Here is a 25,527-nt window from a genome sequence, read left to right on the forward strand (position 1 = left end):
GATCAGCCCGGGACGGCACTCCATCCAGACACCGTCAGTACCAGGCTGAGCCGGGACGCGTCCTCCGATCCGGGCTCGGCGGTCAGCACCGTCACATACAGCTCGCTGTCGGGAGCGGTGAGGATGTCGCTGTCGACGGTGATACTGCCGAGCTCGGGGTGCTCGATGGTCTTGCGCATCGTCCGGTGCCGGGGCACATCCCCGCTGTCCCAGGACCGGGCGAACCCGGGGAACCGCTCCCGCAGCTCCGCGCACATCGCGGCCAGGTCATGCTCGCCTGGATACCGATCGACGGTACGACGGAGGTCGCATGCCAGGTCGTGCTCGAACACGGCCTGCTCCTCGGGCGCCAGCGAGATCCCGGTCAGCTGACCGGTGAAATGCCGCCAGGCGAAGTTTCGCTCCCGGCCGCTCGGGACCGCCGCCGGATCGCCGAGAAGCGCCACCCACAAGGGATTCCAGTACACCGTCTCCCACGACGACGTGCAGATCGCGATCGGCACGGAGTCGCCGAGCCGGTCCACCAGTCGCCGCACACCGGGCGTGATGTGCCGCGGCATCAGCCCACTCTCCGGCGCCGACAGCCCGGCCAGCCGATACAAATGATCGAGCTCGTACGGCGACAACCCGAGCGCCCGTGCCATCGCCGACACGACCTGTGGTGACGGGTGCCGAGTCCGCCCCTGCTCCAGCCGTACGACGTACTCCGGGGAGACGCCGGCGAGCGTGGCCAGCTCCTCCCGGCGCAGACCGGGAGTCCGCCGCCGGGCCGTGTCGGGCAGCCCGACCTCCTCGGGCCGAACCCGCTCGCGCCAGGCGCGCAGGTTCCGCCCGAGAGGTCCGGGGTCGGCTGTCACCAGATGCGCACCCGGTCCTCGGGTGCCAGCCACATCGCGTCGCCCTCGGTGGTGCCGTAGGTCTCGTGGAAGGCGTCGATGTTCTTCACGACCGCGTTGCAGCGGAACTCGGGCGGCGAGTGCGGGTCGATCGTGAGGCGGCGGGCGGCCTCCTCGGGGCGGGTCTTGGTCGCCCAGGCGTGAGCCCAGGCACCGAAGAATCGCTCGGCCCCGGACTTGCCGTCGATCACCGGCGGTTCCGCGTCGCCGAGCGAGAGCCGGTAGGCGTGGTAAGCGATCGAGAGTCCGCCGAGGTCGCCGATGTTCTCGCCGAGGGTGAGCTTGCCGTTGACGAACTGACCCGGCGTCTCGGCCGGCGAGAGGGCGTCGTACTGCGCGACGAGCTTGTCGGTGAGCGCTTCGAAGGCGGCCCGGTCGTCGTCGGTCCACCAGTCGTTCAGGTTGCCGGCCGCGTCGTAGCGCGAGCCCTGGTCGTCGAAGCCGTGGCCGATCTCGTGCCCGATCACGGCGCCGATCGCGCCGTAGTTGACGGCGTCGTCGGCGTCCAGGTCGAAGAACGGCGGCTGCAGGATCCCGGCCGGGAAGACGATCTCGTTCTGCCGGGGGTTGTAGTAGGCGTTCACCGTCTGCGGGGTCATCCGCCACTCGTCGCGGTCCACCGGTGTCCCGAGCTTGGCCAGCTCGCGGGCGGTCTCGACCGCGACCGATCGGCGCAGGTTGCCGAACAGATCCGTCGGGTCGATCTCGAGCGCGCTGTAGTCCTTCCATTTGTCCGGGTAGCCGATCTTCGGCACGAAGGTGCCCAGCTTGTCGAGCGCGCGGCGGCGGGTCTCCGGACCCATCCAGTCCAGCGCCTCGATCCGCTGCCGGTAGGACTCGACCAGGTTGGCGACCAGCTCGACCATCCGGGACTTGGCGATCGGCGGGAAGTGCTCGGTGACGTAGAGCTGGCCGAGCGCCTCGCCCAGCGCCGACTCGACCATGCCGAGACCACGCTTCCAGCGGTCGCGCAGCTCCGGGGCGCCGGTCAGCGCCTTGCCGTAGAAGGCGAAGTTCTCCTCGACGAAGGCCTTGCTGAGCACCGGCGCGGCCGAGTGCACGATCTGCCAGCCCAGCCACTCCTTCCACTGGTCCAGGTCGATCTCCTGCAGGGCGGTCGCGGCCGCGGTCAGGAACTCGGGCTCGCGCACGACGACCTGCTCGAACGCGCTCTCCGGGATGCCGGCGCCGGCCAGCCAGCCGGACCAGTCGAGATCGGGGGTGAGCTTCTCCAGCCCGGCCCGGTCGAGCTTGTTGTAGGTGAGCGTGACGTCGCGGTCCTTCACCCGGTCCCAGTGGTGCGCGGCCAGCCGCGTCTCCAGCTCCAGGATCCGCTCGGCGGCACCGGCCGGATCGGGCCGGCCGGCCAGCTCGAGCATCCGGGCGACGTGGGCGACGAACGCGGTCCGCTTCTCGGCGAAGCTCTCGTCGCGGTAGTACGACTCGTCGGGCAGGCTCAGACCGCCCTGCATCAAGTAGATGATGTGCTCGTCAGAGCTCTTCGCGTCCGCGTCGACCCAGACCCGGAAGACGCCCGGGACACCGTCCAGCTCGAGCTTGCCCAGCACCGCGACCAACTCGGCCACGTCGGTGACGCCGTCGGCCAGCGCGAGCTGCCCGGCGATCGGCTCCGCGCCGAGCCGCTCGATCGTCTCCTCGTCCAGGAAGCTGGTGTAGAGGTCGGCGATCTTCCGCGGCTCGCTGCCCTGCGGATGATCGGCGGCGACGGTCTTCTCCACGATCGCGCGGACGTCCTGCTCAGCGGTGTCCCAGAGCGCGTGGAAGGCGCCGTAGATGGCCTTGTCGGCCGGGATCTCGTTCGCGGCCAGCCACGGACCGTTGACCGACCGGTAGAGGTCGTCCTGCGGCCGCGCCGGACTCGAGCTCTCGATGTCTGCTGTCATCCCTGCCCCAAAGTTTCGTGATGAGTTGCTGACAGTGAACATACCCGGTTGGCCATGGCCGATTCTGAACTTTCCACAGGCCAATCACGTTCCCCTGAACAAGACCCCGGATCAGGAGGACCCGCCCATGTCACACCTCGTCCGTCGGCTGGCAATGCTCGTCGGCGTACCCGCTCTGCTGCTCGGCCTGGTCAACGCGCCGGCCGCGACGGCGACTCCCCAGACCACCAGCTTCCCGGCCCGGATCGAGCTTCCGGACGGCTTCCAGCCCGAAGGCATCGCGATCGCCCGCGGTACGGCGTACCTCGGCTCGCGCGCGAACGGCGACATCTACGCCGCCGACCTGCGCACGGGCACCGGCAAGGTGATCAGCCCCGGACCCGGCACCGGCTCACTCGGGATGAAGGTCGACCGCCAAGGCCGGCTGTTCGTGGCCGGTGCGGCCGGCGGCGACGGCCGCGTGATCGACACCCGCACCGGGCGAGTGCTCGCGAGCTACACGTTCACCACGACGACACCGACGTTCGTGAACGACGTCATCGTCGGCAAGGACGCGGCCTGGTTCACCGAGTCGCAGCAGCCGGTGCTCTACAAGGTTCCGCTGGGGCGCCACGGCAGGCTGCCGGCGAAGGCGCAGACTGTCCCGTTGAGCGGCGAGTACCAGCACACCGCCGGTCTGAACGCCAACGGCATCGCCTTCACGCCGGACGGTCGCGGACTGCTCATCATCCAGTCGTCCACCGGCTTCCTGTTCAGCGTCGATCCACGGACCGGCGTGACCCGCAAGGTCGACCTCGGCGGCGCAGTGCTGACGAACGGCGACGGCCTGCTCCTGAGCGGCCGCACCCTGTACGTCGTCCAGAACCGGCTGAACAAGATCGCCGTGGTCGGCCTCGACAAGACCGGTACGACGGGCCGCGTGCTGCGGGAGATCAGTAGCCCGGACTTCGACGTACCGACGACTGCTGCCGCGTTCGGGGGCCGGCTATACCTGCCCAATGCCCGCTTCACGACCCCGCCGACCGCGACCACGCCGTACTGGGTGACCGCGGTGCAGCGGTAGCGATCAGGAGATCGTCCGGAGGTTGCCGCGGGCGGCAGCCTTCAGACGGCTCCCGCAGGACAGCCGCACGGAGTAGCCGGCCGGGATCGACAGCGGCTCACCGGTCTGCGGGTTGCGGCCGGTGCGGGGCGCGCGCAGCACCCGCTCGATGCTCAGCAGGCCGGTGAGGGAGACCTTGTCGCCCTTGTGCACGGCCTCGGTGACCACGTCGCCGAGCGCGTCGAGGACCCGCTCGGCCTGGTTGCGCGGGATGCCCGCCTTCTCCGCCACTCCGGCGACCAACTCGTTGCGGTTCACGGTTCTCCTCACAGGATCTCGACTGTTTCGAGGTACGACCGGAACCTTAACCGAAATGATTGTCGTTAGCGAGAAGCAATCCGGATTTGTCCCGTCAGAGCCCGTCTTTGTCGTGCCAGTGCGCCTGCCAGCGGGCGTCCACGGCCTCGTCGGCACGCTGGTAGCGGATGTCTGTTGAGAGCCGCATCACATCGGAGACGTTGTCCAGGGCGGCGTGGATCGTGTGGGCGGTGTGGATGACCACGTCGCCGGCGGCGTAGTCGGTCACCAGCCAGTTGGCGTCGTACTGCTCGGCCAGGGCGGGCAGGTCGGCTGTGATCGAAGCAGCGGGGCGTTTGAGGGTCCCAGCGGCCTCTTCGGCGAGCACTCGGTGGTGACTGCGCTCCAGGTAGGTCAGACCGCCGCGGCTGACCGGACAGTCGCCAAGCGGGATCCACGCCGAGAGCACCTGGTCGCTACCGCCGCGCAGGTAGACCAGGTCGTAGTGCGCCTGGGTAGCGGTGCCGATGCCGTTCTCGCCGGGAGCGGTCTGCCGGATGATCTTTCGCCGGTGCAGGAACGGCTCGCCGCCCAGGAACCATCCGAACCACCGTTTCAGTCGCGCACAGAAAGCGGCGTACTCAGGTCCTGGCACGATCTGGTCGAACAGCACCTTCCGGTATGACGCTCGGTCCGTGGCAGCGCCCGTGAGTTCGAAGTAGTACTTCCGGAAGTCCAGTACGTCCTGCGGATCCAGCTGTCCTCTTAGCAGCAGATAGCCCTCCCGCTGCAACCGCTCTCGCAGCACCGGCAGGTCGGTCCGCTCCCGATCCGGTACGGCGACCAGTTCACCCAGTCGTCGTTCGTCCAGCACGTACCCGTTGGATGTCGTCACGTCGACAATTCGACCCTGTGCGGCCGCTGACCGGAATGGACACGGCGGATGACTTCTTGGACTCTTGTGCCATGGCCAACTGGTCGACATACCTGACGCCTGGACCTGCTGAGCTACAACTTGGACTCTTCTGCCTGGGAGTCGGCGAGCAGACGAATGCGCAGGGAGCGACGCCCGAGCGAGCGCTGGGCTGTCACGCGTTGGTGTGGGTGAGGGAGGGGCGAGGTCACCTTCTGCACGGTCCGAACCGGCAGCTGGCCGAGGTGCAGGGACCGACCATGCTGTGGCTCTACCCAGGCGTTCTGCACGGCTACCAGCCCACAACGAGGTGGCGGCAGCAGTGGGTCCTCTTCGGCGGTACGGCGATCAGCGGGCTCACCGCACTCGGCCACCTGAACCCCAACAAGCCAGTCAGCCGGTACGCCGACCCCAGGCCGGTCGACCGTGCATTCAGCCGGCTACTACGAGTCGCCCAAGCGCACAACGCCGTACAGACCGCAGGAGCGCTCTACGACGTACTCGCGGCCGCCGCGCCGGAGCCCAGCGACGGAGTGACCGAGCGGCTGGCTGCACTCGCCTGTGTGGTCGCCTCAGTGCAGGACTACGCAGCCGAGCTCGGACTCACCGTGAAGCAACTCCGCGAGGCAGTACGGCGTGAGGCCGGCCTCACGCCGCAGGAGCTCGTACTGCGGACTCGGCTGAGCACAGCGAAGGCCCTGCTCGCCGAAGAGGAGCTGTCCGTGGCTGCCGTCGCCAGGCAGGTGGGCTACGAGGACCCGGCGTACTTCAGCAGGCTGTTCACAGCGCGTACCGGGGTGTCACCGCGCACGTTTCGGCGGACTGGTTCGATTCCGGGCCCGATTTCCTCCTTCTGAAGGAGGCGGTACCGACTTTCAGACCGCTAGATTCGTTCACTGGAGTGACGTCTTCGGCGTCCCGCACCGATACGGTCGTGGGTATGAGTCAACCGCAGCCCATGGACGAGCGTTTCGTGGTCCGGCCGAACGGCCGCCGCCCGAAGAAGCGGAAGAACTGGTTCCTGAGGAGCCTCGGCCTGCTGATCCTGGCCTTCGTGCTGATGCTGGTCACGGTCCCGCTCTACGCCTGGAGCCGGATCGACAAGGTCGAGGCGATGCCGACGGGGACCAGGCCGGCCGCCGCCGCCGGGACGACGTACCTGCTGGTCGGCTCGGACGGCCGCGAGAACCTGAGCCGGGCCGAGCGCGCCCGGCTGCACACCGGCAAGGCCTCCGGCTCGCGCACCGACTCGATCATGATCATGCACGTGCCCGAGTCCGGTCCGACGGTTCTGGTCAGCATCCCGCGCGACAGTGTGCTGACCGTGCCGGGCTACGGCAAGCAGAAGGTGAACGCGGCCTTCGCGCTCGGCAAGGGCAATCCGGCGTTGCTGATCAAGACTCTGGAGACCAAGACCGGGCTGCGGATCGACCACTACGTCGAGATCGGCTTCAGCGGTTTCGCCTCGGTCATCGACAGCGTCGGCGGAATCAACATGTGCTTGCCGAAGCCGCTCAACGACGGCAAGGCGCACATCAACCTGAAGGCCGGTTGCCAGGACCTGAACGGTGTCACCGCGCTCGGCTACGTGCGCTCGCGGCACGCCGATGGCAAGAACGACTTCGGCCGGGTCGAGCGGCAGCGGCAGATGGTCGGTGCGGTCGGCAAGAAGGCGTCGTCGCCGTCGACGTTCCTCAACCCGGTCCGGTACTTCAACGTGGCGACCAAGGGCGTCGACGCGCTCACGGTCGACAAGGAGATGAGCCTGTTCGACTTCATCAAGTTCGCCCGCGGCATGCGTGCGGTCTCCGGGAGCGGTGGCGTCACGCTGACGGTGCCGATCGGTGACGACAGCGTGCGCGTCGGCAGCGGCATCGGAGTCGGCTGGGACGAGGCCAAGGCGAAGGCGTTGTTCAGCGCGATCAAGTCGGGCAAGACCAGTGGACTGAAGAGCAGCTGATGCGGCTCGAGGACCTGCCCCAGCTGCACTTCTCGTACGACGTGGTCGGTTCCACCCGGTTCGACGAGACTCCGGCCGGCTATCACCGGCTGGAGCACCGGGCCCGGCTCGGCGAGGGGGACGAGGTGTTCCGGCGAGCCGGAGAGGCCTTACTGGGTTGGCGGATGCAGCGGCTCGCCGGAGTGCCGTTCACAACCGACGGGCCGGCGGCCGTCGGTGTGAACGCCTTGGGACGACTAGGTCCGCTGCCGATTCCGTGCCGGGTGGTGTGGACCGTGGACGAGCCGGACCGGATCGGCTTCGCGTACGGGACGCTGCAGGGGCACCCGGAGTCCGGTGAGGAGTCTTTCGTGGTGACCCGGGAGTCCGACGGCATCTACTTCACAGTGACCGCCTACAGCCGCCCCGCGGCCTGGTACGCCCGGCTGGGCGGACCGGCCACGCGGACGGTGCAGGGGCTCGCTGCTAGGAGATATTCCAGCGCACTCCGACGGTTGGCGACTTCTCGGTAGGAGCCTTCAGCTTGGCCGGTGTGGGCACCGGCAGCGGGTGGCCCGGGACTGAGACATCGCCTGGCGGGAGCTCACCGGTGAGCAGGTACTTCGTGCCGATGTCGTTCACCGCGGTGTTCACCATGGACTGTGGATTCGCGAAGACGCAGTGCGCACCGGAGTTCCGTTCGGTCACCAGAACCGAGCTCCGCAACACCTGGTGCAGCTTCAGAGCTCCGGCGTACGGCGTCGCCGGGTCGCCGACCGTGTTGAACATCAGAATGCCGGGGAGCCCACGGCCGGTGATCTTGATCGGCGTCCGGTCCGGCACGGGCCAGTTGCGGCAGACGCTGCCGGTGACCCACATGTTGTCCCAGGCGACCTGGGAGAACTTCGCGAGCCGGGCCGTATCCCGCTCGTAGGTGGCCTTGCTGTGTGACCACTTCGAGTCGCCGCAGATCACCGCGCTGAAGCTGGCAGTGAACCGCTCGGCCCCAGCGCTGGTGTTCGGGGTGGCGAACTCGACCAGTGCGGTGTCGTCACCGCCGACCACATAGGTGCTGAGTGCCTGCGCGAACGCCGTCCAGCCCTCTTCCGAGGTCAGGACTCCGAAGGCGGTGCTGAGGAGTTCGTGGCCACCGACGGCGCCGTGCGGCTTGGTGCGGAAGTCGGCCAGCGTCTTGTTCCAGTTGGCGCGGACCGCACGCACCGTGGTGCCCAGGTGGAAGACCGCGTCGTACTTGGCCATCCAGCCGAGGTAGCTGTTGAACCGGGGCTCGAACGCGACACTCTGGGACATCGCCATCTTGTAGAACAGGTCACGTGGGGTTGGGTCGACGTTGCCGTCGAGGATCATCCGGCCGACCCGCTGCGGGAACAGCTCGGTGTACACGGCGCCGAGATAGGTGCCGTACGAGAAGCCGAGGTAGTTGAGCTTCTGCTCGCCCAGTGCGGCGCGGACGCGGTCCATGTCCCGAGCGACGTTGTCGGTGCCAAGGTGCGGTAGCAGCGCGCCGGCCTTGTCGCCACAGCCGTCCGCGTAGCCGTCCCACAGCTTCCAGAGCGCGTCGCGGCTGGCAGGAGCGTCCGGATCCGGCTGCGGGACCGGGAAGTAGTCCGGGGCGGCGCAGCTGATGGCTCCGCTGTGCCGGACTCCCCGCGGGTCGAAGCCGATCACGTCGTACGCATCCAGTACGGCGGGCTGTAGCGTCGTGAAGCCCGTCTCGTCGGGGGTGGAGACGTATGCGGCGGCGATGACGCCGCTGCCGCCCGGACCGCCCGGGTTGACGACGAGTGAGCCCAGGCGCTTGGACGGGTTGTTGGCTGCGTGCTTGGTGACCAGCAACGGGATGGCCGCGCCGGACGGCTGCCGGTAGTCGACGGGGACCTGCAAGGTGGCACACGTCATGGCGGGGTAGGACTCGGCGATGTCGGCCGGGCAATCCCCGAAAACCAGCGGACTCGGTGGCGGCGGGGTGGCTACGGCCGGGACTGCCGGAGTGATCAGGGCCAAGGTGGCCAGAGCGATGACGGGAAGGCGAGTAGGCATGTGAAGGACCCCCTGGAGTGATGCGTACCGACACACTGCCTGACGTATCGGGACGCTCGCCGAGGCTGTCCGGTTCATGCCAGCGGCAACCTTTTTATCTTCGGCGAAGAACGAACTCTTTCGCGGCCGGGGGTGTCTCAGTCGGTGCGCGGCCAGGGTGGAGGCGCAGAGGGGAACTACGGAAATGAAGAAGCACGGGGTTGTGGCGGGGGCCGTCGCTGGGGTTGCGGCGCTGGCGGGCGCGGGCGTCCTGTTCCTGGGTGGGGCCGGGGCCAGTGACGCGGCGGTGCAGCCGACCGCGGCGTCACAGCAGGCGGAGTCGATCACCTTCGTGATGCGGAACTTCGAGAAGATGAGCAACGGTAAGTACATCTCGCACTCGAAGCTGCCGAAGACCTGGAAAGAGGTCAAGGTCGCTCCGCACGAGACGCGGTTCGACGACACGGCCAACAACCGGATGATCCGGTTCAACACCTGGCTGGGCCCGGCCACCACCAGGACCCAGTTGCAGAAGAAGATCGCGTCCCTGAAGGGCACGCCGGGCCTGAAGATCGTCGCCCAGGCGACGGTCAAGGGCACCTCGACCGTCGGGCAGAGCCCGGTCCGGGTCAGCACCGTCGTCTACACCTACAAGAGCGGCAAGACCACCCGCTGGGTCGCCACCCGGTACGTCTCCCTCAAGGGCCACACCGGCGCCGACGCGGAGATCACCGTGGGCGGTTCGCCCAGCCAGAGCAAGGTTCTGAGCAAGGTGCTCGAGACCGCCACGCAGACGCTCAGCCTGACGCCGACCGCCTGATCAGAGCAGTTCGCGGAGCGCGGCGTCGGGGTCGGGGGCGTCGCGCAGCCGCACACCACGGGGGAGCAGGAGAAGGGGGCCGCTGGCCCTCCTGCTGGCGAGCCGGGCCTCTTCGTAGATCAGCACGATCTCCTGGATGACCGCCTCGTAGGCGCGGTTGCTGCGCGGAGTCCAGCGCCACTTGCCGAACTCCTGCACCAGCCAGTTCATCACCTTCTGGCGCGCGACCTCACGGCCGAGCTCGACGTCGGCGAAGATCGCCACGAACGAGCGGGCGGCGAGGTCGATGGGGTCGGCGGCGAGCAGCTGCTCGATCGGGGCTTCAGGCTTCACGTGGTACTGGCCTCGATGGCTAGGGTGCGGAGGGACTCGTAGCGGGGGCGCAGTGCGGCGACGCGGGCTACGGCGGTGGGGTCGGGGTCGAGGTGTTCGCCGCCGGGCTGGGGGGAGAGGCCGAGGGCTACTGCGGCAGCGCCGCGGCAGCCGACCTCGGGCTCGGCGCACACATCGGTGGGGCGGGCGAAGGTGGCGGTCAGACAGCGCCGCCACCACGCCGATGCGTCGATTCCGCCGCCACCGAGGACGACGGCCAGCTCGTGGCCGAACAGTGCGTCCAGCTTGCGCAGTCCGCGGTCGATCTCGAGCGAAATCCCTTGCAGGGAAGCAGCGAGCAGCGTTTCGGCAGTGTCGTCGAAGGACAGCCCGAAATACACGCCGGAGCCGCCGGGCACGGTTGCGGGTGGCCGAGTGCCCGCTTGGAACGGTACGGCGATCACCCGCGACGCACCGATCTCCACGCCGGTCGGTTCGTCGTGCTCGAGCCGCAGTACGCCGCTGAGCCACGCATGCATGTTGCCGGCGGCAGAGAACGCCATACCGGTCACTGCGCGCTTGTCGTCGACCCGGTAGCGCCAAAGGTCCCACGGGAGCTCAGGTGCGTTGTCGATCGGGTGCACGACTCGCACGGCGGCCGAGGTGCCGACCGTGACTGCTGCGGTTCGCTCGTCGTACGCGCCGGTGCCGACATTCGACGCGGCGCCGTCGCCGGTCGGCGGATGCACCGGTACGCCGACCAGTCCGGGCCAACGTCGTGCGTAGGAGGCCAGCAGGTGGCCGGTCCAGCCAGTGGGCACGATCGGCGGTAGGACATCGGCCTTCACGCCTGCGATAGCCAGGGCCTCTTCGTCGTACTGACCGGTGGCCAGGTTGAGCGTTCCGGTGCCGGAGGCAACTGAGACGGAGGTGACGCGCGCACCGGTCAGTCGCTCGAGCACCAGGTCTGGGAGGCCGGCGAAGCTGGCAGCGGCCAGTTCGCTCAGCAGCCAAGGGATGCGGCGCGGCCAGTAGAGCCGGTGTAGCCAGCTGCCGGTACGCGCGTGGAACGCGTGCTCGTCGAACGACTCGCCCAGATCGAGCTCTACCGACCGAGTGTCCGCCCAGCTGATCACTGGCGTCAGGGCTGCGCCATGGCTGTCCAGGGCAACGATCGAGTGCCACTGTGTGGACAGGACGATCGCCTGGATGTCCACGAGGTGCCCGCCTTGCTGCAGCTCGTCCAGACAGCTCAGCAGGCCCTCGATGTACTCGTGCAGGTCCAGCACCGCGGACCCGTCCGCGCCGTACGTCGGACTGATCTTGTGGCGAGCCAGTGCGCCCGGCACCGGCGACGCATCGGCCGCGGACAGGACCAGTGCGCGGGCGGACGACGTACCGAGGTCCAGTGCGAGGAAGCGGCCGTCACTCCTCGTCATGCAGGGCCTTGAGGAACGTCGCGGCCCACAGGTTCACGTCGTGGGCGGCGAGGTGTTTGCGCATCGCCTTCATCCGGCGGCCGAGCTGGCGGTCGTCGGTGTTCATGGCGTCGACGATCGTGTCCTTCATGCCGTTGATGTCGTGCGGGTTGACCAGAAAGGCCTGCCGGAACTCGTCGGCCGCACCGGCGAACTCACTCAGCACCAGCGCGCCGGTGTCGTCGTACCGGGTCGCGACGTACTCCTTGGCGACCAGGTTCATGCCGTCGCGCAGCGGGGTCACCACGGCCACGTCGGCGGCCCGGAACAGCGCGGCCATCTCGGTCCGCGAGTACGACGTGTGCAGGTAGTTGATCGCCGGGGTGCCGATCCGGCCGTGCTCACCGTTGATCCGGCCGACCAGGAGCTCGATCTCGTCGCGCAGCACGCGGTACTGCTCCACGCGCTCGCGGGACGGCGTCGCGACCTGCACGAAGACCGCCTCGTCGACGGAGATCCGCTGCTCGTCCAGGAGCTCACCGAACGCACGCATGCGCTGGCGGATGCCCTTGGTGTAGTCGAGCCGGTCGACACCGAGCAGGATGTGCGCCGGGTTGCCGACCTCGTCGCGGATCTCCTGCGCCCGCTGCTCGGTCTCCGGCTTGCGGGCCAGCTCCTCCAGCTCACCGACGTCGATCGAGATCGGGAAGGCCTTGGCGCGGACGACGCGGTCGTCCGGCAGGTGGATGCGGTCGCCCCGCGTCCGCAGGCCCATCCGGTTGCGGGCGAGCCGGGCGAAGTTGGAGGCGGCGCCAGGACGCTGGAAGCCGACCAGGTCCGCGCCCATCAGCCCGTCGAGGATCTGCCGGCGCCAGGGCATCTGGGCGAACAGCTCGGTGGGCGGGAACGGGATGTGCAGGAAGAACCCGATCCGCACGTCCGGACGCAGCCGGCGCAGCATCGCCGGCACCAGCTGGAGCTGGTAGTCGTGCACCCAGACGTCAGCGCCGTCGTCAGCCGCCTCCGCGGCCGCCTCGGCGAACCGGCGGTTCACTGCGACGTAGGACTCCCACCACTCACGATGGAACTCCGGTGCGACGATCACGTCGTGGTAGAGCGGCCAGAGCGTCGCGTTCGAGAAGCCCTCGTAGTACAGCTCCACGTCCTCGGCGGTCAGCATCACCGGGACCAGGTGCATCCCGTCGTTGTCGAACGGGTCCACCTTCTCGTCGGCGCTACCGGTCCAGCCGATCCAGGCGCCCTCGTGGGCCTGCATCACCGGGTGCAGTGCGGTGACCAGTCCGCCCGGGCTGCGCCGCCACGCCGTACTGCCGTCGGGCATCTCGATTCGGTCGACAGGCAGCCGGTTGGCCACCACTACGAAGGAACTTCGTCCGTCGGGCATGGTGTTGTTCATCCAGTCAGGTCGTCGTCGTCACCGGGGTAACGGACCCCGATCTGGCTCCGCGTCTCGTCGAGCAGTTCGAGGATCTCGAGTGTCCCGGCGTGCGGCAGCGACGGAACCTCGATCAGTCCCGCCCGCAGCGCGCGCATCACGTCGGCGGCCTCGTAGTGGTACCCAAGCCCATGCGCCGGTACGTCGATCCGCTCGGCGCCGGTGGCCGTGTGACGGACGTAGTACTCCGGGTGATGGAACCGGTGCGGCAGCTGCAGGCTGCCCTCGGGGCCACTCACCGACGCGACCCACGGGTTCTGCGACTTCAGGCCGCAGGTAAGGGCCGCGACCGCACCGGAGTCGTAGCGCCAGGCCATGGCGACGTTAAGGTCGATGTTGTCCTCGTTGAGGGACGCCACCGCCTTCACCTCGGCCGGGCGGCCCAGTGCCATGTAGGCGAATGTCATGGGATAGATGCCGCCGTCCATCAGCGATCCGCCGCCCAGGGCCGGGTCCAGCAGTCGTGCGGGCAGCGAGGGCTTGTGAAAGGCGAAGTCGGCAACGACCTGCTGCGGCTCGCCGATCACTCCGGTCGCCAGATCCGCGAACAGGGCCTGGATGACCGGATTGGTCCGCATCCACATCGCTTCGGCGAACAGTGTCTTGTTCTCAGTGGCGACAGCGATCAGATCGCGAGCCTGTGCTGCGGTGAGCGTCACCGGCTTCTCGCACAGCACTGCGATTCCGGCCTGCAACGCCGTACGGGCGATCGCATAGTGCTGTGGGTGCGGAGTGCCGATGTAGATCACGTCGACCGTGCCGGAGTCGATCAGTCGGCGGTAGTCGTCGTACGCGTGCTCGATGCCGTGCTCGGCGGCGAACCGGTCCGCGCTCTCCTGCGACCGGGAGGCGACGGCGGTCGCGACCGCGTCGTCCAGCAGCTTCAGATCACGGGTGAACGACGTGGAGATGTTGCCAGTAGCAACGATGCCCCAGTTGACGCGATCTACACCCACTGTGTGAACTCCGGTGTCGGGAACGGTCCATCTGCAGTGATTCTCGCCGTTTCGAAGGCGTGAGCCAAGCGAATGAGCGTGGCGTCACTCCCGCCGGTCCCGCTGAACGTGATGCCGACCGGTAGTCCGGCGACCAGTCCGGCGGGCACCGAGAGCAACGGATAGCCGGCCAGTGCGGCGTGGGAGGACGAGCCGCCGAGCACGTTGTCGCCGTTCACCAGGTCGATGCTCCACGCCGGTGAGTACGACGGACTGACCAGTGTGTCGAGCTGGTTGTCCCGGAGCAGATCGTCGATGCCGTCGCGGCCCGCGCGCAGTGCGGTGAGCCGGGAAGAGACGTAGGCGGGTGAATCGAGCCCCTCGGTCGCAGCGGCCCGCTCGAACAGCTCCTGGCCGAACCACTTCAGCTCCACGTCCGCATGCTCGCGGTTGAAGGCTATGAGGTCGTCCAGAGTCTTCGGACCGCCCGGAGCACGAGTGGCGAGATACGCCGCCATGTCGATCTTCATCTCGTGTGCGAGCACCTGGAGCTGGTCCTCCTCGCCACCGGGCGTCGGCAACGACAGGTGGTCGACCAGCGTGGCACCGCAGCGGCTGAGCGTCTCCAGAGCCTGCTCGACCACCCGGTCCAGCCCGTGCGAGTAGCCCCAGAGCGGACCACGCGGTACGCCGATGCGAACGCCGCTGAGGTCTGCGCCGCGACAGTGCTCGGTGTAATCGGTCCCACCGCCGGTGAGCACGGTGAGAAGAGCTGCGGACTGCAGGACCGTCCTGGTCATCGGACCGGCGGTGTCCTGCGAGTGTGAGATCGGAACGATGCCCTGCTGCGGGATGAGACCCACTGTGGGCTTCAGACCGACCACGCCGTTCAGTGCGGCCGGGCAGACGATCGAACCGTTCGTTTCGGTGCCGATGGCGAAGTCCGCGAGTCCGGCGGCCACTGCGACCCCGGATCCGCTCGACGAGCCGCCGGCCGAGCGGTTCAACGCATACGGGTTCCGCGTGAGGCCGCCGTACGCGGACCAGCCGGAGGAGGACGAGGAGCCGCGGAAGTTGGCCCACTCGCTCAGGTTGGTCTTGCCGAGGATCACGCAGCCGGCCGCGCGCAGCCGCTGGACCAGCGGTGCGTCCTGCGGCGGCGGTGGTTGCTCGGCCAGCGCCAGTGATCCGGCGGTGGTCAGCAGGTTCGCCGTGTCGATGTTGTCCTTCACCAGAACCGGTACGCCGTGCAGCGGTCCACGGACGCGACCTTGGTCACGCTCCGTATCGAGTCGAACGGCATCGGTGAGAGCGGCGGGATTGGGCGTGCAGATGGCGTTGACCAGCGGGTCCACCTCACGGCTCCTGGCCTGCAGCTCTTCCACCAGCGCCTGGCTGGAAAGAGTTGAGCTCACCCCTTGATCCTGCCAGAGTTGCCCCTGCCCGGCCGCCCGCGTACGACACGCTCCGTGTCGTCTCCCAGGTGAATGACATTGCTGTTGTTCGGCACGTACAGTGGAACGCGGACGGACGATCACCGACCGCACAGGAGTCAGCAGCAGATGGACAGCGCCAACGCCAGCTCTTCCGAGCCCGCCGAAGCCGCATCGCCAGTGATCGCGGGACTCTCCGAGCGGGACGGCCAGATCCTGGCCTTCGAGCGCCACTGGTGGAAGTACGCCGGTGCCAAGGAGCAGGCGATCCGGGACCAGTTCCAGATGTCCGCCACCCGGTACTACCAGGTGCTGAACGCGCTGATCGACCGGCCCGAGGCCCTTGCGCACGATCCGCTGCTGGTGAAGCGCCTGCGCCGGCTGCGCGCCGCCCGCCAGCGCGCCCGCTCCGCACGTCGACTGGGTATCGAGGTCTGACGATGTCCCGCCCCAAGGGCGACCAGGGCCAAGTGCTCTCGTCCCTGGTCGCTGTGGTTGCCGTCGTTGCCGTGGTCGGTGGACTGCTGGTGCTGTTCGGGACGCGTGGGCACGACAGCAGCGCGGACGAGCCGAAGACCACCAGTACGCCGAAGCCGTCGGCCAAGCCGTCGTCGGGTGGACCGTCGACCGTCGGCGCGAGCGTGCCGCCGCGGAAGACCACCGCCGCACCGACCTCCGAGCCGACGGCTGTGCCAACCCCGACCGACCCGCCCGCTGAGCCGCCGACGACAGCTCCGACGCAGCCGCCGGCCACCCGGCCGACGACGATTCCGGCCACTGAGCGACCGGCCGCCGAGGTGTACAACAACACCCCGCGCAAGGGCCTGGCCGACCAGGTCGCCGGGCGCGCGCGGCAGGCCGGCTGGACGGTCTCCGGCGTCGACAACTGGCACGGCAAGATCGTCGAGAGCACGGTCTACTACCCGCCGGGCATGGTTCAGGCCGCCAACCAGCTCGCCCGCGACCTCGGTGTCGCCAGGACGAAGCCGGCACTGGACAACATGAAGAAGGATCGCCTGACAGTGATCCTGACCGCGGACTACACCGGATGAGTACGCCGGTCATCCAAACCGACCGCGGTCACGCCGGCTGGCAGGCGATCGTCGCCGGTCCGGCCAGTGCGGTGATCGCCTCCGATTTCGACGGCACCCTGTCACCTCTTGTCGAGGACCCGGCCCGTGCGCGGCCCGCTGACGGCGCACTCGACGCACTGGCCCGGCTGGCGCGCTCGGTGCGCCAGGTGGCCATCGTGACCGGCCGACCGGCCCTGGTCGCCACGGAGCTCACTGGCGTCACCGGACACCCCGGTCTCGGCAGCCTCGTCGTACTGGGTCACTACGGGCTGGAGCAGTGGGAGGCGTCCACCGGCAAGATCACCAGCGACCCGGTCCCGCCCGGCGTCTCTGTGGCGCGTGAGCGGCTCCCTGAGCTGCTGAGCGCCGCTGGTGTGCCAGATGCCTTCGTGGAGGACAAAGAGAGCTCTCTGGCCGTTCACACGCGTCGCCTGAGCGATCCGGCGGATGCGCTGGACCGCCTCCGCGCACCGCTCACCGAGCTCGCCGACGCAACCCAGCTCCGCCTGGAGCCCGGCAACTTGGTTCTGGAGCTCCGCCCGCCCGGAATCGACAAGGGCGTCGCTCTCCGCCGACTGCTCACCTCAACCGGCGCACAGTCGATCCTCTACGCCGGTGACGACCTCGGCGACCTCGCGGCCTTCCGTGCCGTCGACGAACAGCGCAGTACCGGACTGAACGCCGTACTGCTGGCTACTCGCTCCTCCGGCGCCACCGAGCTGATCGAAGCCGCCGACATCGTCGTCGACGACCCCACCGGCGTCGTCACCGTTCTCACGGCCCTTTCGGACGCGATCGCAGCGCGCTGAGCGCCTGCATCACCGTGCGGTTCAGCGGCTGCATCGGCCGCTCGACATAGCCGCCGTCCTTCAGACTGGCCATCCGCTCGAACGGGTTCCGCGACGCCGGGCATCCGGTCAGCAACCACGACACGACGACCCCCACGACGTACAAGGGCAGCATCGGCAACCCCAGCAAGCAGAAGTACTGCCACGAGTGCCGCTCTTCGTGCTTCACCAGCAACTCGTCCGCGAAGTACGTCACCTCGTGCTTGCTCAGCACCACGTTCCCGATCGTGAACGCCCCCGCCACCGGAAACCCCAGCCGATACCCGTTCGCGAACAACAACCCCCGCGGCCCCCGCCGAACCCGAGCCCGCCCGACCTTCGCCACCGCCAGCCCCGCCAGCGTCGACAGGTTGACGAGGTTCCCCACCACCTTCACCCACTGCCACCCGGTCATACGGCTCAGTATGAGTTTTGTCGGCGGGGTGAGCGAGACTTGGCGGGTGGGTTCGATGGTGCGGGTTTGGCGGGCGGGGCGGGTGGTCGATCCGCACTCGGTCATCGGTGGGCTGCGGAAGGGGCCGGGGGATCCGGCTTATGTGTACGACGGGGGCCGGCGGACCGTGTGGCGGGCGACGCGGACGCCTGAGGGGCCGGTGTTGTTGCGGCTGACGCCTCGGGGCGAAGAGGTTGAGGCGGAGGCTTGGGGCGCCGGGGCCGAGTGGGCGCTGGACGGGGTGCCGGAGTTGCTGGGGGAGGCGGACAGCTGGGAGGGGTTCGTGCCGCTGGCCGAGCATCCGGCGCTGGTCGACGCGGCCAGGCGGTTTCCGCATCTGCGGGTGCCGCGGACGCGGGCGGTGTTCGAGGCGATGGCTGCGGCGGGGATCGAGCAGGTGGTGACCGGCAAGGAAGCGTTCCGCGGGTGGCGGCAGCTCCTGACCGTGTACGGCGAGCCTGCGCCAGGCCCTGGTGGGCCGGAGGGGCGGCGGATGATGGTGCCGCCGTCGCCGGAGGAGTGGCGGCTGATTCCGTCGTGGCAGTGGTTGCGGGCCGGTGTCGAGGGGCGGCGGTCACGCGTGGTGGTGACGGCGGCGACGCGGGCGAAGGCGCTCGAGCGGACGCTGGAGCTGACCGACTCGGCGGAGATCGAGCGGCGGCTGCGGTCGCTGCCCGGGGTCGGCGTGTGGACGGCCGCTGAGGTGCGGCAGCGCGCGCACGGTGATGCGGACGCGTTCTCGTTCGCGGACTATCACGTCTCCCGCAATGTCTCGTACGCGTTGATCGGCGAGGAGCTGGACGACGACGGCTGTGCGGAGCTGATCGAGCCGTACCGCGGTCACCGGTTCCGGGTGCAGCGCCTGCTCGAGATGGCCGGCATCGGTCACCCGCGCTACGGCCCCCGCAAGGCTCTGCCCACTCACACTCCCGGTGCGACGCATCGCTTGCGCTAGCACTGGGCACTAGAGCGGCGTGATCAACGGGGACGGGCTGTACCTGGTCGCGGGACTCGCCCTCCTGCTCGGTGCCGTGCTGCCCCGCCTCCTCTCCCGGTACGCCGTTTCTGCGCCAATCGCGTTCCTGGGCGGCGGAATGCTGCTCGGACTGGTCGTGGACCGCACGCACCTCAGTCCGATCGCGGAGCCGGAGCTCACCAAGCATCTGGCCGAGCTGACCGTGATCATCGCGCTGATGGGTGTGGGGCTCGCGATCGATCGGCCGATCAGCCTTCTGCACTGGAGCGTCACCTGGCGGCTGCTGTTCATCGCGATGCCGGCCGGTGTGGCAGCGCTGGCCGGAGTGGGCTGGCTGCTCGGCCTCGCGTTGCCAACCGCGCTGCTGATCGCGGCGATCCTGGCGCCCACCGACCCGGTACTGGCGTCGGATGTGCAGGTCGGCGGTCCGACGACCGGCGAGGACGCCGAGGTCGACGAGGAAGACGAGGTGCGCTTCGGTCTGACCTCGGAGGCCGGTCTGAACGACGGACTGGCCGCACCACTCGTCTACCTCGCGGTTTTCCTTGCTACCAAGAGCTTTTCGCCGGTGGAGTGGTTCGCCTGGGATGTGGTCGGCAAGACGGTCATCGGGGTGGCTATCGGCTTCGGTGTGGGCTGGTTGCTCGGGCGGATGACGTTCTCGGCCCGGACGGTGAGTCTGCGGCTGGCGGACGCGCGGGAGCCGGTCCTCGCGCTGGCGATGACGCTGGGTATCTACGGCCTGACCGAAGTGGCCCACGGATACGGCTTCATCGCGGTCTTCGTGGGCGCACTCACCCTGCGGTCCGCCGAACGCAGCCACGATTTCCACAGCGAGCTGCACGACTTCATCAGTGAGCTCGAACACATCCTGACCTGGGGCATCCTGCTGCTTCTCGGGGTCGCGGTCACGGCGGGACTGCTCAAGCCGCTCACCTGGACCGGGGTGGCGATCGGCGTGCTGCTGGTGGTCGTCGTACGGCCGATCGTGGGGCGGTTGTCGCTCATCAGATCGGGCCTCAGCCGCACCGAGGCCTGGGCGACAGCAGCCTTCGGCGTGCGGGGCGTGTCGTCGATCTACTACCTCGCCGCGGTCGGCATGCACTTCAGCGCGGACCTGCCCTGGCTGTGGGCGACACTCGGTTTCACGGTGGTCCTGAGCGTCGTACTGCACGGTGTCGCGGCCACGCCGGTGATGCGGTTCCTGGAGCACCGTTCATGAGACGGCGTCTCACATGCTGAAAGTCGGAGGGTGCGATCCGGCTCCGATTGGGTAATCTCGGGGGCAGCTCATCCAGAGGGACTGAGGGAAACGGCCCGTTGAAGTCCCGGCAACCCTCCCCGTCGAGACCCCACCCCGGGGCCACTCACGGTGGAACGGTGCCAAATCCGTCCCGCCATCGAGATCCGGTGTTCGCGGGGAAGATGAGAGGGGAACCTCAGCCATGAGCCTGGCCACCGCCGCTACCCACACCATCCGTGAAGGTGCCTTCGGCAACGGTACGCACCTGAGCTGTCGCGCCTGTGGGGCGAAGTCGCCGCTCGGCCCGTTCTACGCCTGTATGGAGTGCTTCGGTCCGCTCGAGGTCGGGTACGAGTTCCCGGCCATCACCCGCGAACAGATCGAGGCCGGCCCCAAGAACATCTGGCGCTACCAGCCACTGCTGCCCGTCCCCGTCGACGTGGCCAGCTTCCCGAACACCGAGCCCGGCTACACCCGGCTCATCGACGCGCAGAACCTGGCCCGCGAGCTCGGCCTGCGCAAGCTCTGGGTGAAGGACGACTCCGGCAACCCGACCCACTCCTTCAAGGACCGGGTCGTGGCCAGTGCCCTGAGCGCCACCCGCGAGCTGGGCCTGAAGGTCTTCGCCTGCCCCTCCACCGGCAACCTGGCCAACGCGGTCGCCGCGGCCGCCGCCCGGGCCGGGATCCGCTCGGTCGTCTTCATTCCGAAGGACCTCGAGCGACCCAAGATCATCACCACCGCCGTGTACGGCGGGACCCTGGTGGCCGTCGACGGCAACTACGATGACGTGAACAAGCTGGCCTCCGAGATCGCCGGTGAGGAGGAGGGCTGGGCGTTCGTGAACGTCAACGTTCGCCCTTACTACTCCGAGGGTTCCAAGACGCTGGCCTACGAGATCGCCGAGCAGCTCGGCTGGCGGATCCCGCAGCAGGTCGTGATCCCGGTCGCCTCCGGCTCGCAGCTGACGAAGATCGACAAGGGCTTCACCGAGCTCGGCAAGCTCGGTCTGGTGGACGCCACCGACTACAAGATCTACGGCGCCCAGGCCACCGGCTGCTCGCCGGTCGCCCAGGCGTTCCGCGACGGGTACGACGTGGTCAAGCCGGTCAAGCCCGACACGATCGCGAAGTCGCTGGCCATCGGCAACCCGGCCGACGGCCCGTATGTGCTCGACGTCGCCCGCCGTACCGGTGGAGTGATCGAGGACGTGTCCGACGAGGAAGTCGTCGACGGCATTCAGCTGCTCGCCCGCACCGAGGGCATCTTCACCGAGACCGCCGGCGGCGTGACGGTGGCGACGCTGAAGAAGCTGATCGCGACCGGTCAGCTCGACCCCGACGCCGAGACCGTGATCATCAACTCCGGCGACGGGCTCAAGACGCTCGACGCCGTGGCCGACCGGGTCGGCCCGAAGGTGACCATCCCCGCGTCGTACGACGCCTTCGTGAAGGCAGGCCTGCAGTGAGTGTGAGTGTTCGCGTTCCGACCATCCTCCGGCCCTACACCCAAGGCGTCTCCGAGGTGTCCGCCGAGGGCGCGACGCTGACTGAGGTCCTGGATTCACTCGACGCGTCGTACCCCGGGATCAAGTCCCGCGTGCTCGACGAGTCCGGCGAGCTACGCCGCTTCGTGAACGTCTACGTGAACGACGACGACGTCCGCTTCGCCGACGGCCTGCAGACCGCCATCAAGGACGGCGGCCAGGTCTCGATCATTCCCGCCGTCGCCGGCGGCTGCTGATTTTCCCGGTGGTTCCGGGCGGCAACCGTCCGGAACCACCGCTACCGTCGCTGGTATGGCGACCAAATGGACCATCGGCGCGGACGCCGCCGACCCGCAGCGACTGGCCCGGTTCTGGGCCGCTGCCCTCGACTATGTGATCGAGCCCGGCTTCGACAGCCCGGACGGCGCCGGGATCATCGACCCGGACGACGTCGGCCCGGCGATCGGCTGGCTCCGCGTGCCTGAACCCAAGACCGCCAAGAACCGCCTGCACCTCGACATCCGCGTCGCGGGTCCTGGCGAGCGGTCAGCCGCCTCCGCCGGCCGCATGCGTGCGAAGGCCGCCGAACTGGTGGCCCTCGGCGCTGTGCAGGTCCGCGAAGATTTCTACGGTCCCGAGCTCGGTCACATCGTGATGCTCGACCCGGAAGGCAACGAGTTCTGCGTAGGGTGACGGCATGCGCGCTGTGGTGATCGAGAAGTACGGCGTTGTGCCGGAAGTGCGGGAAGTTCCGCAGCCGTCTGTGGCGGCGGGGTCCGTCGTCTTGAAGGTCGAGGCGACCGGGCTGTGCCGCAGTGACTGGCACGGGTGGATGGGGCACGACTCGGACATCGTGTTGCCGCATGTGCCCGGCCATGAATTGGCGGGGACTGTCGCGGCGATCGGTGCCGGCGTCGAGGGCTGGCAGGTCGGGGATCGGGTCACCACGCCGTTTATCTGCGCCTGTGGGTCGTGTGCCGAGTGCGCTTCGGGCAATCAGCAGGTCTGTCCGAATCAGCTGCAGCCGGGGTTCAACTACTGGGGATCGTTCGCCGAGTACGTCGCGATCCCGTACGCGCAGGTGAATCTCGTGCGGCTGCCCGACGAACTCGACTTCGGTACGGCGGCTGGGCTGGGGTGCCGCTTCGCGACGTCGTACCGGGCTGTGCGGCAGGTGGGGAAGGTATCGCCGGGCGAGACTGTGGCCGTCTACGGCTGCGGTGGAGTCGGGCTGTCCGCAGTGATGATCGCAGCCGCGGCGGGTGCGCGGGTGATCGCGGTCGACACGAACCCGGCCGCGCTGGCGCTGGCTGCTTCGTATGGCGCTGCCGAGACGCTGAGCACAACTGTCGGGGTTGACCTCGCTGCGGACGTCACGTTCGACGCGCTCGGATCGAATGACCTGGTCCAGCAGGCACTGCGCGCGCTCAGGCCCCGCGGTCGGCACGTGCAGATCGGGCTGCTGCCCTCCGGCGTACAACTCGATGTCAGCCGGCTGATCGGCCAAGAGCTCCAATGGCTCGGCAGCCACGGCATGCCCGCCCACGCCTACCCCGAAATGCTCGCCTTAGTTGCCAATGGCAACCTAAACCCCGCCGCCCTGATCACCCGCACCATCACCCTAGACGAAACCCCCGCCGCCCTCGCCGCCCTTTCCAACGGCACCCCCGCCGGCATCACCGTCATCACCCCCTGACCGATCACACGGACGGATATCCGTTGGTGTGTTCAGAGGCGGATGGCGTAGATGGTGGGTGGGCGGCCGGTTCGGCCGTGTTGCTGGGTGGCGATGGGGTCGGCGAGGCCGGCTCGTTCGAGGCGCTTGAGCACTCGGCGGGCGGTGCGGAGCTGGACGGCCAGGTGGTCGGCGACGTCTTGGGTGGTGAGGCCGTCGGGGTTCTTCTCGGTGAGTTCGCGCATCCTCGACAGGGTTTGGGGGTTGAGGCCTACGCGGCGGGCGAGCAGGGGGAGGCTTTCGGCGCCGCGGGGGAGGGCAGGCTGGTCGCCGGAGGGCTGGATGACGATCTCGACGTCGTCGGACATCGAGACGACGCCGGCCACGGAGCCGATCGAGCCGGCGCGGCCGACGGCGCGGCGGGCCAGGGCTTCGGCTTCCGCGGCGGTGCGTCCGATACCGAAGCCGACGTACGCCGTGCTGTGCCGCGCGGCGAGGTGGTCGAGCAGCGGCATCCGGGTGAACTGTTCGGTCGCCTGCTCGAGCAGGCCGCGGGTGGTGACGACCAGGTGCCGGCCGTCGGGGAGCAGGGCGAGGCTGCCGCCGAGGGTGATCAGGTCACCGGCCAGGGCGTCGTCGGGTTCGGGCAGGTCGACGATGCCGAGGGCGACCTGGGCGTCGCCGACGTGCTGGCCGCTGGTGGTGAGGACGAGCGCCTGCAGGGTGGAGCGGATCGAGTAGCGCGACGGGACCAGGCGGACCGAGGGCATCTCGTTCTCGAGCAGATGGAAGGCCGAACCGAGGCAGCTGATCGCGATCTTGGTGCTGTGCTTGTCGCGCGCTCCGCGGTGGAAGGCGACGATGTCGTCCGACGTCAGACCGGGCCGATACGGCAGCACCTGGATCTGGTCGGTCGGCAGCTTGGCCTCGATCAGCGTCTCCAGGACCTCACTGCGCCGGAGTGTGTCGATCGAGAACTGGGTGACATTGTGGCCGAGTCGCAGCAGCTCGACGAGTGCCCTCAGGAGCGTGGCACCGTCGTACGAGACGTACATCGCGGGGCGATTCACCACGCCGGCGTCCGTAGCGATCGTGTACGGGACCACGCCGGTGAAGAGCAGTGCGTCGACCTTCTCCTGGGACTGCTCGACCAGCTCGACGGTCTCGGTCTCGTGCCGGTAGGAGAGCGGTTGCAGGGTGGCGCCGCTCGGCGGACCGGTCGCGATCACGCGCTGCACCACGTCCTCCGGACCGACAACGCCGACCACGACCGCCATCAGGACACTCCCATGCCACGCACTGTAATGCAGCAAAGGTGAACACTTGACGATCGCTGCGACGTCTTTTAGTTTCGGTCAGGACCATAATGCTTGGTCGGCTGCGGACGAGGTGTGGTGGAGCGACGGAGGGAGCGCGCCACCTCACTTGTCGTCGGAGTGCAGCTCCTCGAGCGTGCGAACCACCAGGTCACGCTCCGCATCGGCCAGCGTCGGGCCGTAGGGATCGTGCGCGGCCTCCTCCGGGATCAGGCCCTCCCACACGGCCGCCCAGATCATCCGTTGCACGTAGCCCTCGATCGGCGCGTAGAAGGTGGCCGCTGCGAACCGGTCCAGCCGATCCGAAGCAGTCAGGAACGCACTGTGATCGCCGGTAGTCCAAGCTCTGATGACAGCAACGGACAGCTCTACCTGCGCTGATGCGATACCGACCAGAGCCGTATCGGCGCCCCACATGAACGACGGGCCGTACATCCGGTCCTCGCCCGTGATCAGCAGCTTGCCCGTGTCCCGGCCGGCCCAGATGGCGTCCTGCGTGCCGATGGCTCGATCCAGCGTCGCCGTCTTCACCCCGAGCATCGCATCGAGGCTCAGCAGGTCCCGGATGAGCTCTGGCGGGTAGGGGTATCCACCGGCCTCCCCGTGCAGGTAGAAACCGACCAGTGGCAGTCCACTCTCGGTCGCCACCCGCTCGTGCAGCTTCACTGCCTGGTCGTGTCCGTCGGACAGCTCTGCCAGGCCCGCCAGCGGATAGACCATCACTGCGTCCGCTCCGGCATCAGCAGCCTGCAGAGCCATCGCCACGGTCAGGTCTGCAGACTCCTGCAGGCTCTGCGGTGACTCTGACCGCGGTACGCCGACTCCGGCCACAATTGGCGCTGTTGTTGCCTGCCGCCACGTCTCCAGGACCTTGGTGCGGTCGGTAGCGTTCAGGTACAGCCCACGGCCGGTGTGGGCCCACACTGCGATCCCACCGATCTCTTGCGTCGCGATAGCAGCGGCGTACGGGGTGAGGGCGTCGTACGCGACGGCTCCGGTGCTGTCCATCGGTGTGAAGACTGCGGGGAGGACGGTGCCGCGGAGTTGTTCGACGAGCGGATGCATGAGACCT

The 25,527-nt window shown here is 68.5% G+C and carries 27 protein-coding genes and 1 riboswitch; of the genes, 14 read left to right on the top strand and 13 right to left on the bottom strand.

Going from position 1 to position 25,527, the window contains the following annotated elements; translation table 11 throughout:
- Nucleotides 1–2 precede the first annotated feature (2 nt).
- Together ABZS29_RS12280 and ABZS29_RS12285 are read right to left on the bottom strand one after the other, a co-directional pair.
- Entirely contained in the window at nucleotides 3–857 is an 855-nt protein-coding gene (locus ABZS29_RS12280; RefSeq protein WP_355461153.1) for a helix-turn-helix transcriptional regulator, read from the bottom strand.
- On the bottom strand, nucleotides 854–2,800 hold the full coding sequence (locus ABZS29_RS12285; protein WP_355461155.1) for a M13-type metalloendopeptidase: 1,947 nt from the start codon (nucleotides 2,798–2,800) through the stop codon (nucleotides 854–856). The genes ABZS29_RS12280 and ABZS29_RS12285 overlap by 4 nt, the downstream gene beginning before the upstream one ends.
- Nucleotides 2,801–2,927: 127 nt before the next feature.
- Here ABZS29_RS12285 and ABZS29_RS12290 point away from each other — a divergent pair, with 127 nt between their 5' ends.
- Nucleotides 2,928–3,863, top strand: a complete 936-nt coding sequence (locus ABZS29_RS12290; RefSeq protein ID WP_355461156.1) for an SMP-30/gluconolactonase/LRE family protein — start codon at nucleotides 2,928–2,930, stop codon at nucleotides 3,861–3,863.
- Nucleotides 3,864–3,866: 3 nt separating this feature from the next.
- Here the strand turns inward: ABZS29_RS12290 and ABZS29_RS12295 are convergent, their stop codons facing one another.
- Nucleotides 3,867–4,160, bottom strand: coding sequence for an HU family DNA-binding protein (locus ABZS29_RS12295; protein ID WP_132408068.1), 294 nt, complete (start codon nucleotides 4,158–4,160; stop codon nucleotides 3,867–3,869).
- A gap of 94 nt (nucleotides 4,161–4,254) precedes the next feature.
- Complete coding sequence (locus ABZS29_RS12300) at nucleotides 4,255–5,034, bottom strand: phytanoyl-CoA dioxygenase family protein (RefSeq protein WP_355461158.1); 780 nt, start codon at nucleotides 5,032–5,034, stop codon at nucleotides 4,255–4,257.
- A gap of 71 nt (nucleotides 5,035–5,105) precedes the next feature.
- On the opposite strand from ABZS29_RS12300, the gene ABZS29_RS12305 reads away from it, so the two are divergent.
- From ABZS29_RS12305 to ABZS29_RS12315, 3 genes are all read left to right on the top strand, one after another.
- Nucleotides 5,106–5,909, top strand: coding sequence for an AraC family transcriptional regulator (locus ABZS29_RS12305; RefSeq protein ID WP_355461160.1), 804 nt, complete (start codon nucleotides 5,106–5,108; stop codon nucleotides 5,907–5,909).
- An 83-nt stretch (nucleotides 5,910–5,992) separates the two neighbouring features.
- Complete coding sequence (locus ABZS29_RS12310) at nucleotides 5,993–7,012, top strand: LCP family protein (protein ID WP_355461162.1); 1,020 nt, start codon at nucleotides 5,993–5,995, stop codon at nucleotides 7,010–7,012.
- Nucleotides 7,012–7,524, top strand: coding sequence for a DUF1990 domain-containing protein (locus tag ABZS29_RS12315; RefSeq protein WP_355461164.1), 513 nt, complete (start codon nucleotides 7,012–7,014; stop codon nucleotides 7,522–7,524). Before ABZS29_RS12310 ends, ABZS29_RS12315 begins: the two co-directional genes overlap by 1 nt.
- Here ABZS29_RS12315 and ABZS29_RS12320 read toward each other — a convergent pair.
- Nucleotides 7,478–9,052 carry an alpha/beta hydrolase gene (locus ABZS29_RS12320; RefSeq protein ID WP_355461166.1) on the bottom strand — a complete coding sequence of 525 codons (1,575 nt, stop codon included), beginning with the start codon at nucleotides 9,050–9,052 and terminating at the stop codon, nucleotides 7,478–7,480. The two genes, ABZS29_RS12315 and ABZS29_RS12320, sit on opposite strands and share 47 nt — an antisense overlap.
- 184 nt (nucleotides 9,053–9,236) lie before the next feature.
- Here ABZS29_RS12320 and ABZS29_RS12325 point away from each other — a divergent pair, with 184 nt between their 5' ends.
- Nucleotides 9,237–9,851 carry a hypothetical protein gene (locus ABZS29_RS12325; RefSeq protein WP_355461168.1) on the top strand — a complete coding sequence of 205 codons (615 nt, stop codon included), beginning with the start codon at nucleotides 9,237–9,239 and terminating at the stop codon, nucleotides 9,849–9,851.
- Here the strand turns inward: ABZS29_RS12325 and ABZS29_RS12330 are convergent, their stop codons facing one another.
- Genes ABZS29_RS12330 through ABZS29_RS12350 form a run of 5 tightly spaced genes read right to left on the bottom strand, consistent with a single transcriptional unit; the run spans nucleotide 9,852 to nucleotide 15,387 of the window.
- Nucleotides 9,852–10,184 (bottom strand): hypothetical protein, encoded by a 333-nt coding sequence (locus ABZS29_RS12330; RefSeq protein WP_355461170.1) that lies wholly within the window; start codon nucleotides 10,182–10,184, stop codon nucleotides 9,852–9,854.
- On the bottom strand, nucleotides 10,181–11,602 hold the full coding sequence (locus tag ABZS29_RS12335; protein ID WP_355461172.1) for an FGGY family carbohydrate kinase: 1,422 nt from the start codon (nucleotides 11,600–11,602) through the stop codon (nucleotides 10,181–10,183). Before ABZS29_RS12335 ends, ABZS29_RS12330 begins: the two co-directional genes overlap by 4 nt.
- Nucleotides 11,589–12,986 carry a trehalose-6-phosphate synthase gene (locus tag ABZS29_RS12340; RefSeq protein ID WP_355461173.1) on the bottom strand — a complete coding sequence of 466 codons (1,398 nt, stop codon included), beginning with the start codon at nucleotides 12,984–12,986 and terminating at the stop codon, nucleotides 11,589–11,591. Before ABZS29_RS12340 ends, ABZS29_RS12335 begins: the two co-directional genes overlap by 14 nt.
- 8 nt (nucleotides 12,987–12,994) lie before the next feature.
- Complete coding sequence (locus ABZS29_RS12345) at nucleotides 12,995–13,993, bottom strand: Gfo/Idh/MocA family oxidoreductase (RefSeq protein WP_355461174.1); 999 nt, start codon at nucleotides 13,991–13,993, stop codon at nucleotides 12,995–12,997.
- Nucleotides 13,984–15,387, bottom strand: a complete 1,404-nt coding sequence (locus tag ABZS29_RS12350) for an amidase (RefSeq protein ID WP_355461176.1) — start codon at nucleotides 15,385–15,387, stop codon at nucleotides 13,984–13,986. Before ABZS29_RS12350 ends, ABZS29_RS12345 begins: the two co-directional genes overlap by 10 nt.
- A 147-nt stretch (nucleotides 15,388–15,534) precedes the next feature.
- On the opposite strand from ABZS29_RS12350, the gene ABZS29_RS12355 reads away from it, so the two are divergent.
- The 3 genes from ABZS29_RS12355 to otsB are packed head-to-tail and all read left to right on the top strand — an operon-like array spanning nucleotide 15,535 to nucleotide 17,287.
- On the top strand, nucleotides 15,535–15,843 hold the full coding sequence (locus tag ABZS29_RS12355) for a DUF3263 domain-containing protein (protein ID WP_355461177.1): 309 nt from the start codon (nucleotides 15,535–15,537) through the stop codon (nucleotides 15,841–15,843).
- Nucleotides 15,844–15,845: 2 nt separating this feature from the next.
- Nucleotides 15,846–16,457 carry a LytR C-terminal domain-containing protein gene (locus ABZS29_RS12360; RefSeq protein ID WP_355461179.1) on the top strand — a complete coding sequence of 204 codons (612 nt, stop codon included), beginning with the start codon at nucleotides 15,846–15,848 and terminating at the stop codon, nucleotides 16,455–16,457.
- Complete coding sequence (gene otsB / locus ABZS29_RS12365; protein WP_355461180.1) at nucleotides 16,454–17,287, top strand: trehalose-phosphatase; 834 nt, start codon at nucleotides 16,454–16,456, stop codon at nucleotides 17,285–17,287. The genes ABZS29_RS12360 and otsB overlap by 4 nt, the downstream gene beginning before the upstream one ends.
- Here otsB and ABZS29_RS12370 read toward each other — a convergent pair.
- Nucleotides 17,253–17,720, bottom strand: a complete 468-nt coding sequence (locus ABZS29_RS12370) for a hypothetical protein (RefSeq protein ID WP_355461182.1) — start codon at nucleotides 17,718–17,720, stop codon at nucleotides 17,253–17,255. The genes otsB and ABZS29_RS12370 overlap by 35 nt on opposite strands.
- A gap of 55 nt (nucleotides 17,721–17,775) precedes the next feature.
- On the opposite strand from ABZS29_RS12370, the gene ABZS29_RS12375 reads away from it, so the two are divergent.
- The 6 genes from ABZS29_RS12375 (at nucleotide 17,776) to ABZS29_RS12400 (ending at nucleotide 23,160) form a co-directional block, all read left to right on the top strand.
- The gene (locus ABZS29_RS12375; RefSeq protein ID WP_355463162.1) at nucleotides 17,776–18,714 is read left to right on the top strand and encodes a DNA-3-methyladenine glycosylase 2 family protein; all 939 of its coding nucleotides are present in this window, start codon (nucleotides 17,776–17,778) and stop codon (nucleotides 18,712–18,714) included.
- Nucleotides 18,715–18,733: 19 nt separating this feature from the next.
- A complete protein-coding gene (locus ABZS29_RS12380) occupies nucleotides 18,734–19,957 on the top strand; it encodes a cation:proton antiporter (protein ID WP_355461184.1) in 1,224 nt (407 codons plus the stop codon).
- 65 nt (nucleotides 19,958–20,022) lie between these two features.
- A riboswitch (SAM riboswitch) is annotated at nucleotides 20,023–20,167 on the top strand.
- 13 nt (nucleotides 20,168–20,180) lie between these two features.
- Nucleotides 20,181–21,446 (top strand): threonine synthase, encoded by a 1,266-nt coding sequence (gene thrC, locus ABZS29_RS12385; protein WP_355461186.1) that lies wholly within the window; start codon nucleotides 20,181–20,183, stop codon nucleotides 21,444–21,446.
- Nucleotides 21,443–21,721, top strand: coding sequence for a ubiquitin-like small modifier protein 1 (locus ABZS29_RS12390; protein WP_355461188.1), 279 nt, complete (start codon nucleotides 21,443–21,445; stop codon nucleotides 21,719–21,721). Before thrC ends, ABZS29_RS12390 begins: the two co-directional genes overlap by 4 nt.
- Before the next feature lie 55 nt (nucleotides 21,722–21,776).
- Entirely contained in the window at nucleotides 21,777–22,157 is a 381-nt protein-coding gene (locus ABZS29_RS12395) for a VOC family protein (RefSeq protein ID WP_355461189.1), read from the top strand.
- 4 nt (nucleotides 22,158–22,161) lie between these two features.
- A complete protein-coding gene (locus ABZS29_RS12400) occupies nucleotides 22,162–23,160 on the top strand; it encodes an alcohol dehydrogenase catalytic domain-containing protein (RefSeq protein WP_355461191.1) in 999 nt (332 codons plus the stop codon).
- 32 nt (nucleotides 23,161–23,192) lie between these two features.
- On the opposite strand, the gene ABZS29_RS12405 is transcribed toward ABZS29_RS12400, so the two are convergent.
- Complete coding sequence (locus ABZS29_RS12405) at nucleotides 23,193–24,416, bottom strand: hypothetical protein (protein WP_355461193.1); 1,224 nt, start codon at nucleotides 24,414–24,416, stop codon at nucleotides 23,193–23,195.
- Nucleotides 24,417–24,560: 144 nt separating this feature from the next.
- Entirely contained in the window at nucleotides 24,561–25,520 is a 960-nt protein-coding gene (locus ABZS29_RS12410; RefSeq protein WP_355461195.1) for a dihydrodipicolinate synthase family protein, read from the bottom strand.
- Nucleotides 25,521–25,527: the final 7 nt, after the last annotated feature.

Source organism: Kribbella sp. NPDC005582, from assembly GCF_040605415.1.
Taxonomy (GTDB): Bacteria; Actinomycetota; Actinomycetes; order Propionibacteriales; family Kribbellaceae; genus Kribbella.